6 protein-coding genes, 1 tRNA gene and 3 pseudogenes are annotated in these 9,102 nt (G+C 65.1%); 6 read left to right on the top strand and 4 right to left on the bottom strand.

Going from position 1 to position 9,102, the window contains the following annotated elements; translation table 11 throughout:
- A partial coding sequence (locus GGR73_RS16615) for a cysteine peptidase family C39 domain-containing protein (RefSeq protein ID WP_456362994.1) occupies window positions 1-446 on the bottom strand: 446 nt, incomplete at its 3' end.
- A gap of 431 nt (window positions 447-877) precedes the next feature.
- Here GGR73_RS16615 and GGR73_RS16610 point away from each other — a divergent pair.
- Together GGR73_RS16610 and GGR73_RS16605 are read left to right on the top strand one after the other, a co-directional pair.
- Window positions 878-1,189, top strand: a pseudogene (locus GGR73_RS16610) (integrase core domain-containing protein); the annotation flags it as partial.
- A 49-nt stretch (window positions 1,190-1,238) separates the two neighbouring features.
- Window positions 1,239-2,301: pseudogene (locus GGR73_RS16605) on the top strand (IS3 family transposase).
- On the opposite strand, the pseudogene GGR73_RS16600 reads toward GGR73_RS16605, so the two are convergent.
- Together GGR73_RS16600 and GGR73_RS16595 are read right to left on the bottom strand one after the other, a co-directional pair.
- Window positions 2,209-3,483 (bottom strand): annotated as a pseudogene (locus GGR73_RS16600) (tyrosine-type recombinase/integrase). The pseudogenes GGR73_RS16605 and GGR73_RS16600 sit on opposite strands and share 93 nt — an antisense overlap.
- 151 nt (window positions 3,484-3,634) lie before the next feature.
- Window positions 3,635-3,711 (bottom strand) — tRNA-Arg (locus GGR73_RS16595).
- Window positions 3,712-3,939: 228 nt separating this feature from the next.
- Here GGR73_RS16595 and ubiA point away from each other — a divergent pair.
- Window positions 3,940-4,845 carry a 4-hydroxybenzoate octaprenyltransferase gene (gene ubiA / locus GGR73_RS16590; RefSeq protein WP_104543893.1) on the top strand — a complete coding sequence of 302 codons (906 nt, stop codon included), beginning with the start codon at window positions 3,940-3,942 and terminating at the stop codon, window positions 4,843-4,845.
- Between the two features lie 115 nt (window positions 4,846-4,960).
- On the opposite strand, the gene GGR73_RS16585 is transcribed toward ubiA, so the two are convergent.
- A complete protein-coding gene (locus tag GGR73_RS16585) occupies window positions 4,961-5,686 on the bottom strand; it encodes a ComF family protein (protein WP_181142530.1) in 726 nt (241 codons plus the stop codon).
- A 49-nt stretch (window positions 5,687-5,735) separates the two neighbouring features.
- Here GGR73_RS16585 and bioB point away from each other — a divergent pair, with 49 nt between their 5' ends.
- From bioB to bioH, 3 genes are all read left to right on the top strand, one after another.
- On the top strand, window positions 5,736-6,770 hold the full coding sequence (bioB, locus tag GGR73_RS16580; protein WP_104569212.1) for a biotin synthase BioB: 1,035 nt from the start codon (window positions 5,736-5,738) through the stop codon (window positions 6,768-6,770).
- Window positions 6,771-6,867: 97 nt separating this feature from the next.
- A complete protein-coding gene (bioF, locus tag GGR73_RS16575; RefSeq protein ID WP_166771578.1) occupies window positions 6,868-8,073 on the top strand; it encodes an 8-amino-7-oxononanoate synthase in 1,206 nt (401 codons plus the stop codon).
- Window positions 8,074-8,309: 236 nt separating this feature from the next.
- Window positions 8,310-9,071, top strand: coding sequence for a pimeloyl-ACP methyl ester esterase BioH (bioH, locus tag GGR73_RS16570; RefSeq protein WP_054591138.1), 762 nt, complete (start codon window positions 8,310-8,312; stop codon window positions 9,069-9,071).
- Window positions 9,072-9,102: the final 31 nt, after the last annotated feature.

The following is a 9,102-nucleotide window of genomic DNA, read 5'->3' as shown; positions in this document are numbered from 1 at the left end:
TTGGCCAGGTCGCCAAGCACCGAAGCCCGCGAGGCCACCTGCAGCAACCGCCCCTGGTAACGTGCTTCGAACTCGGCGGGCGAGATGGAGCGCGGCCGCTTTTCGACCAGATCGTGGATCAGGATCTGGTCCGCCCCGACCTTGGCGACGATAAACGCGTCGCCATCCGGCACCAGGGCCAGGGCCGGTAACGCCGCCATGCCGATCCGTACGGCCGGCTGGGCAACGACTTTGGCTTTTAGCCCCAGTTGCTTGGCTGCCAGCAGCAGCGTGGTTTCGTCGAACGGCTCGCCGCCTCGTCCGAACCCATGCGCCAGCTGCACCGCGTCCGCGGCAACGCCATGAAATTGCGCCAGCAGGACCAACCCCTGCAGCCCCAGATCCGGCCGGTCTTGCACCGACGAGCCGCCCTCGACTAACGAGAGCGACGCACTTCCCCCTGACATACGCGTTCCTTGCTGAGAGCCCAAGCCGGCTCAAGTGGTGGAATAGAATCAGGGGACGTTAAGAAGCTGTCAACCGCCGGCATCTCTGCTTTGCGATTGAATCCTGACGCTCTAGAGCCACCTGCACGTCAACACCCTCATATAACGACTTTAGTATCGACGAGTTATGAGGGCGATATCTGGCGGTCCGTGCACCTGGATATTCTTATTGCCTAACGGCATCCTAGCCCGCCTGGCCTTACTGGAAACGGTTCCGGAGGGTCCTGCTATCCGGCTGAGCTATCACGGCCTGCACATGCGTTCCGGCCAGGTGGCCCCAGCGCCGCCTGATCTTGGCATTTGCTCACGGTCCGTAGAACTCCACAATTCGTTTTTTGAAAGACCGGCAACTCCTCACTCGAAACTACTCAATACAAACGCCAATGGTCGACCTGATCCGCACCGACAACGGCAAGGAGTTTTGCGGTAAGGCAATGGTCGTCTGGGCGCATGCACGTGGCGCGCAGTTGCGGCTGATCCAACCAAGCAAGCCAAACCAAAACGCCTACGTCGAATCCTTCAACGGCCGGCTATGCGATGAAAGCCTCAACGAGCACTGGTTCCCGACGTTGCTGCATGCGCGCACCGAGATCGAACGCTGGCGACGCGAACACGACGAGGACCGACCCAAGAAAGCAATTGGCGGCATGACGCCGTCCGCTTATGCCCAACTGATCCCCCCCCTAAGAACAGGCGCATCGTAGAGTAGAGACTTTGCCGATATGGCCCCCCGTCATCACGAGAAGTCAAGCGATGAAGAAGTCACGGCTTACCGAGGAGCAGATTGCCTATGCGCTCAAGCAGGCCGAGTTGGGGGATGGCGATCGGAGAGATTTGTCAGAAGATGGAAATTGCCGAGGCTACGTTCTACGTCTGGCGCAAGACGTACGGTGGTCTGGGCCCCTCTGAGCTCAAGCGATTGCGGCTACTGGAAGAGGAAAATCGGAAGTTGAAGCAGCTGGTGGCAGACCTGAGCCTGGATAAGGCGATGCTGCAGGAAGTCGTTACAAAAAAGATCTAAGGCTTGCCCAGCGACGCACCTGGTAAGCCAGCTCCGTGAGCGCTTTGGGGTAAGCGAGCGGCATGCGCTGCGGATCATGGCGATATCGCGCTCGGCGTTTTCCTACAAGGCCAAGGCGCGCGATTTCAGCGCCATTCGTCAGCGGATGCGCGAGATCACCCAGACGCGCGTGCACTACGGGTGTGAGCGCGTTTTTGTTGTGCTGCGTCGCGAAGGATGGCGGGACAATCACAAGCGCGTCCACCGCATTTATGAGGATGAAGGCCTGTCTTTAAGGCATTGCAGGCCGCGCCGCAGTCGCAGCGCACGGCGACGTCAACCGCTGAAGATGGCCACTGCACCGAATGCACTATGTGGCATGGACTTCGTGAGTGATGCACTGTTCGATGGTCGCCGTTTCCGGTCGCTGACGGTGGTGGATCACTTCACGCATGAGTGCCTGGATATCGTTGTTGACCAATCATTGAAGGGCGACGACGTCGCCGATGTGATGACGCGACTGGTGGCGCAGAGAGGCAAGTCTGCGGCCATCAAGATGGATAACGGGAGTGAGTTTGCCGGCAAGGTCATGGATCGGTGGGCGTATGAAAACGGGGGAGGGAGCTGGACTTCTCCCGGCGTGGCACACTCACCGATAACGCCTTGGTGGAAAGCTTCAACGGATGCCTGCGGCAGGAGTGTCTCAACGCGCGTTGGTTCTTGTCACTGGCCGACGCACGGAGCAAAATCGAACAGTGGCGACGCGTCTATAACCAGGAGCGACCGCACAGGGCACTGGCGAAGATGTGTGCGTAATCTTCTAAATAGATAGTCAGCCCACGCCTGCATCATCTTTCGGCGATTGGTGAGATGAGCCGTGCGGTTGTATGCCTGCCGTTTGGGTCACGTACCGCATGCGCAAGCTGGTGTTTCGATGTAATCGGGGCAGAAGCCAAGCACCTCATCCAGGATCGTACGAGCCATCGCACGAAACCCGTGGCCGGTCATCGTCCTGGAGTCGAATCCCATACGCCTCAAGGCAGCATTTATGGTGCTATCGCTCATCGGCCTTCCCTTCCCATGAAGACTAGGGAATACGAACTCACTGCTTCTGGTGACTGGCTGAAGCTCACGAAGGACCTCAACTGCTTGGGAGGCAAGCGGCACAATGTGGGGAACACCTGTCTTAGTGGCGACGTAACGCCACTCACCAGCTGCAAGATCGATATCTGCCCACTTGGCTGTCCGCAGCTCGCCTGGCCGCGCGAAGACCAGGGGTGCAAGCTTTAGGGCAGCGCGTACAACAAGACTTCCTTCGTACCCCCACAAGGCCCTCAGCAGGGGTGCCACCGCAGCAGGCTCCGTCAGGCTGGCGAAATTCTGCACCCTCGGGGTCTCTAGCGCGCCAAAAAGATCGGCAGCCGGGTCACGCTCAGCCTTGCCTACGGTGATGGCGTATCGAAACACCATGCTGGCAATACCCCGAGCGCGATGAGCTGTCTCAATGGCGCCACGCATTTCTATCTTACGCAGGACAGCTAGAAGCTCCGGCGCAGAGATCTCAGCGATAGGCCTATGCCCTAGATAAGGGTTGAGGTCCTTTTCGACGATCCTGCCATTGCGCTTCATCGTCAGGATGGAGTTCTTCTTGCCATGCAGGTTCAGGAACTCTGCAGCGACAGCTGCAAAGCTGAGCTGAGACCGATCAACGCGAACCAGCCGGTCGACCTTGCTCTTCTCAGCTGGGTCGATGCCTGATCGAAGGATTTTCCGTGCCTCCAAATGCTGCGCTCGCGCCTTCGCCAGGCTGACCTCTGGGTAGATCCCCAGTGCCAAGCGTTTCTCCCTACCGCCGAATCGATACTTCCATCGCCAGAGCTTGGCACCCTTCGGCGAGATCTCGACGTATAAGCCGCCACCATCGAACAGTCTCACGGGCTTGGTGGCCGGCTTTGCACTACGTACTGCTGCGTCACTTGGGGGTATGGGGGCATCCATATCCGTGCTGGGGGCTGGTGCCCCCATCTATGCCCCCGATCGGCCTGGATTTCAATGGATTAGGGTGGACCTTGCAGGACTGGCAGGCAACAAAAAACCCCCGATCTCTCGGGGGTTTTGGACTTTCTTGGATGTCCCTGAAGGGTTCATCTGGTGCGCCCGGAGGGATTCGAACCCCCGACCAATGGCTTCGGAAGCCACTACTCTATCCGGCTGAGCTACGAGCGCCTGGCCGGGCATTATGCCAGAACCACCGCCGCGCGCGTGACACCGGCGACAGGGAGTGCCGAACGGCCGGACACCGCGGCATTGCCGATGGAGCCCAGTCCGGAGCCAGCGCCGGCGCGGAGGTACCTGGCGCGAGCTCGCGCAGCCGTCCGGAAGGCTGGACGATGCCTAGCTCGCTCATCACCCAGCGCATGACCGCAGCCAAGCCGCGCTGCTACCCTTTGCAGCATGAGCAAGCATGGTGTTGAACAGCTGCCCACAGCGCCCGCGCTGACCTGGCCGCAGCGACTGGGGCAGTACTGGACGTTGGTCCGCGGCGATCGTCCGATCGGCAGCCTGCTGTTGCTGTGGCCGACCTGGTGGGCGTTGTGGCTGGCCGCCGGTGGCCTGCCGCCGCTGTGGACACTGTTCGTGTTCACAGCCGGGGTCTGGCTGACCCGCTCGGCCGGCTGCGTGATCAACGACTATGCCGACCGCTGGCTGGACCCGCACGTGGAGCGCACCAAGTCGCGCCCGCTGGCCACCGGGGCGGTGTCCGGGCGCGAGGCGCTGTGGGTGTTCGTGGTGCTGATGCTGGTGGCATTCGCGCTGGTGCTCACGCTCAACTGGCTGACCGTGGCCCTGAGCGTGCCGGGCGTGTTCCTGGCCGCCAGCTATCCCTATCTCAAGCGCCACACCCACCTGCCCCAGGTCTATCTGGGCATGGCCTTTGGCTGGGGCATCCCGATGGCCTTCGCCGCGGTGCAGGGCAGCGTGCCATTGCTGGGCTGGCTGCTGTATGCGGCCAACATCCTCTGGGCCACGGCCTACGACACCTGGTATGCAATGGTCGACCGCGAGGACGACATCCGCATGGGCAGCAAGTCCACCGCCATCCTGTTCGGCAGGTTCGACCTGATCGCGCAGGGCCTGCTGTACGCATCGATGTTTGCGGCATTGGCGCTGGTCGGCCTGCGCGCCGGTCTCGGTATCGCGTACTGGGCGGGGCTGGGCGTGGCCGCACTGCTGGTGGCCTACGAGTTCCGCCTCGCCCGCCACCGCGAACGCGGCCCGTGCTTCCGCGCCTTCCTGCACAACAACTGGGTAGGCCTGGCGATCTTCGTCGGCATCGCCGCGGCGCTGGCAATGCGCTGACGCGCAGACAGGTCAATCGCCTAGGCTTAAGCCCCTCTCCCGCGGGAGAGGGGTTGGGGGTGAGGATACGGGCGAAGCCCCATGCTGCAGCTCACAACCCGCAGCCTACCAAGCCTCACGGCACACGCGCGCATACCCACGCATCCACCCGCTGCACACCGGCCCGCTGCAAGGCCTGCGCCGCCGCATGCAGCGTCGCACCGGTGGTCATCACGTCATCCACCAAGGCCACATGCGCGGGCAAGGCGCCACGCGCGACAAAGGCCTGGCGCAGATTGCGCTGACGCTCGGCCGCATCCAGCTCCGATTGCGGCGCGGTCGCGCGGACCCGGCGCAGCAATGGCAGGCAGGGCAGCCGCAGCGCGCGGCCGAGCGGTCTGGCCAGCTCCAGCGCCTGATCGTAACCACGCTGGCGCAAGCGCTGCCGGTGCAGACTCACCGGCACCAGCGCCTGCGGACGCGGCAGGCCTACGCAACGCCAGACCATCAACTCGCTGAGCAAGCGTCCGGCGGCCAGGTCCTGATGGAACTTGAAACGCCGCAGCAAGCCATCCACCGGCCAGCGATAGGTGAAACACGCATGCACGCGTTGCAGCGGTGGCGGGTGCTGCAGGCACTGCCCGCACAGCAGCGCGTCACCGCAGGCGTACAGCTGCGTTGCGCAACGCAGGCAGGCGTGCCCGTGATCCGGCAATGCGGCGTGACACGACGGGCACAGATCGCAGTCGGCGCTGCCGGGTTCCGCGCACACCAGGCACCGGCTCGGCAGCAGCAACCGCAACACTCGGCGCGGCCACCTGTAAACCGAGTTGACCTCTTCGAAGTTGACAGCCTCTTCCATGCTCACCAGACTGCCTGGCTTCCAAGCCGCTGACTGTCAGGAAACCCCGATGTCTGTTGTCGTACGCCATGACTGGGATCGCAAAGAGCTGCAGGCGCTGTTCGATCTGCCGTTTCCGGAGCTGCTGCACCGCGCCGCCAGCGTGCATCGCGCCCATTTCGATCCGGCGCAGGTGCAGGTGTCCACGCTGCTGTCGGTCAAGACCGGCGGCTGCCCGGAAGACTGCGCGTACTGCCCGCAGGCGCAGCGCTACGACACCGGCGTGACCGCGCAGAAGCTGATGGAGACCGAAGAGGTCGTCGCCAAGGCACGCCAGGCCAAGGCCGCCGGCGCCTCGCGCTTCTGCATGGGCGCGGCCTGGCGCTCGCCCAAGGAGCGCGACATCCCCAAGGTCGCGGCGATGATCCGCGAGGTCAAGGCAATGGGCCTGGAAACCTGCGCCACGCTCGGCATGCTCGACGCCGGCCAGGCGCGCGCGCTCAAGGACGCCGGGCTGGACTACTACAACCACAATCTGGACACCGCGCCGGATTACTACGACTCGATCATCCACACCCGCCAGTATCAGGACCGCCTGAACACGCTGGAGCACGTGCGCGATGTCGGCCTGAAAACCTGCTGCGGCGGCATCGTCGGCATGGGCGAGACCCGTGAGCACCGCATCGGCCTGCTGTTGGCGCTGGCCACGCTGCCGGCGCATCCGGATTCGGTCCCGATCAACCAGCTGGTCCAGGTCGCCGGCACCCCGCTGCACGGCACCCAGCAACTGGACCCGTTCGAGTTCGTGCGCATGATCGCGGTCGCCCGCATCACGATGCCGCGTTCGATGGTGCGCCTGTCCGCCGGCCGCGAGGCGATGAGCGACGAACTGCAGGCGCTGTGCTTCCTGGCCGGCGCCAACTCGATCTTCTACGGCGAGAAACTGCTCACCACCGGCAACCCGGACACCGAACGCGACCAGGCCCTGTTCCAGCGCCTGGGCCTGCGCCCAATGCAGATCACCGTCGACGCCGCCGACCACGACCACCCCGGCACCGTGCATGCGGAAATCACCCGCAGCACGGCCTGCGAGCACGCCGCCTAACCGCGAATCGAACGTCCGGCACCGGTCGTCGGTGCCGGCTGGGCGTGCCGGGCGCGGCAGGCTACGCTAACGCCCCCTTCTGCCGTTGAACGCCCCCATGGCCCGCCCCGATCTGCACGAACGGATTTCGTCGCTGCGCACCTTGCGTGTGGCCCAGGAACGGGTGCGGGTGCGGCGGCTGGTGGGCCGTCGCGATGGCGTGCGGCTGGAAGTCGATGGCCGCTGGCTGACCGGTTTCTGCTCCAACGACTATCTGGGCCTGTCGCAGCAGTTCGAAGTGGTCGCCGCGTTGCAGGACGCCGCCGCGCGCGATGGTGCCGGCGCCACCGCCTCGCACCTGATCTGCGGCCACCACACCGCGCACGAAACGCTGGAGCGCGAGATCGCCGAGTGGCTCGGCTATCCGTCGGCGCTGCTGTTCGGCAGCGGCTTCATCGCCAACCTGGCGGTGCAGCAGGCCTTGCTCAGCGAGGACGACGATGTCTGCGTGCAGGACCGGCTCAACCACGCCAGCCTGCTCGATGCCACACGCCTGGCCGGCTGCCGGTTGCGCCGTTATCCGCACCTGGATGTGGAAGGCGCGATGCGTCAGCTCAAGGGCTCGCCCGAGGGCGCGGCGATGCTGGCCAGCGATGGCGTCTTCAGCATGGATGGCGATGTCGCGCCGCTGCGTGCGTTGAGCCTGGTGGCGCGCATGCAGCAGGCGCTGTTCTACGTCGACGACGCACATGGCGTGGGCGTGCTCGGCCCGCAGGGGCGCGGCTGCGTTGCCGATGCCGGACTGGGCGTGGCCGAAGTGCCGCTGCAGCTGGTGACCCTGGGCAAGGCGCTCGGCGGCTATGGCGCGGTGGTGGTCGGCGATGCAGCGCTGGTGCGTCATCTGGCCGAAACCGCGCGCCCCTACATCTACACCACCGCGTTGCCACCGGCGCAGGTCGCTGCGACGTTGGCGGCCGTGCGGCTGGCGCGTCGCGACGATTGGCGGCGCGCCAAGCTGGTCGAGTCGATCGGCAGTTTCCGCGATGGCGCACGCCGGCATGGCTTCGAGCTGATGGCCTCGGATACGCCGATCCAGCCCCTGCTATGCGGCGAAGAAACCACGGTGATGGCGATGTCCGCCGCGCTGGAACAGGCCGGCTTCCTGGTCGGCGCGATCCGCCCACCCACTGTGCCCGAAGGCAAGGCGCGTCTGCGTGTGACCCTGTCCGCGCTGCATACACCGCAGCAGGTGCAGGCCTTGATCGAGGCCATCGTGCAGGCGCGCGATGTGGTCAGCCGGCAACCGCTGCGTGCGTCTGCCTGAGGGCGACGATCCAGATGATTGCGCAGTAGCCGCGCGACGGCGGCCTGTGCTCGACGTAGCAGTGTCCGCGTCGTTGATGTGAGCAGATCGCTACTGTCGGTGCGGTCCTCCGTGTCCGCAACCGGCTTGACGTGCCGCGCAGATCGGCTCCACGCGCAGCGCAGGCTGACGCAAGACACCTTGCGCCGCACACGCCGACCCATGCGCCGGTCAGCGCCATCAGCGACAATCCCCGCATGCATATCGATGTCATCGGCCACGGGCCTGCGCTGGTTCTTCTGCACGGTTGGGCGTTGCACGGCGGCGTGTTCGCGCCATTGGTGGAACGCCTGGCCGCGCAGCATCAACTGCATCTGGTGGATCTGCCCGGGCACGGTTTCAGCCGTGGCGACAGCACGCCGCTGGCGCTGCCGGACGTGGTCGCCGGCATTGCCGCCGCCACGCCGCCGGCGGTGTGGGTCGGCTGGTCGTTGGGCGGGCTGTTCGCGCTGCATGCCGCAGCCACCCAGCCCAAGGTGCGCGGGCTGGCGATGATCGCGGCCACGCCGCGTTTCGTGCGTGGCCACGATTGGTCCGACGCCGTCGAGCGCGAGGTGTTCGTGCAATTCGGCCAGGACCTGGCGCGCGACTACCGCGGCACGCTGGAGCGGTTTCTGGCGCTGGATACGCTGGGCTCGGCGCATGCCCGCAGCGAGTTGCGCAGCCTGCGCGAGACGCTGGTGGCGCGTGGCGAACCGGCCGCCGAAGCACTGCAGCAAGGCCTGCAGCTGCTGGAACGCAGCGACCTGCGCCGCGCGCTGCCGCAACTCGCGCGCCCCAGCCTGTGGATCGCGGGCCAACGCGACCGGCTGGTGCCGGCAGCCGGCATGCACGCCGCCGCCGCGCTGACGCCGCACGCGCAGGCCCTGACCATTGCCGGTGGCGGGCACGCACCGTTTCTTGGCCATGCCGATCAGGTCGCCGAGGCGCTGCAACGCTTCGTTGCGTCCGTGCCATGAGCGGATCGTCGATCATGCGGCATCGCTGATC

The sequence above is a fragment of the Xanthomonas sp. F14 genome, assembly GCF_014199865.1.
Note: the sequence above shows the minus strand (reverse complement) of the source record. Positions and strands in the feature narration are given on the sequence as shown.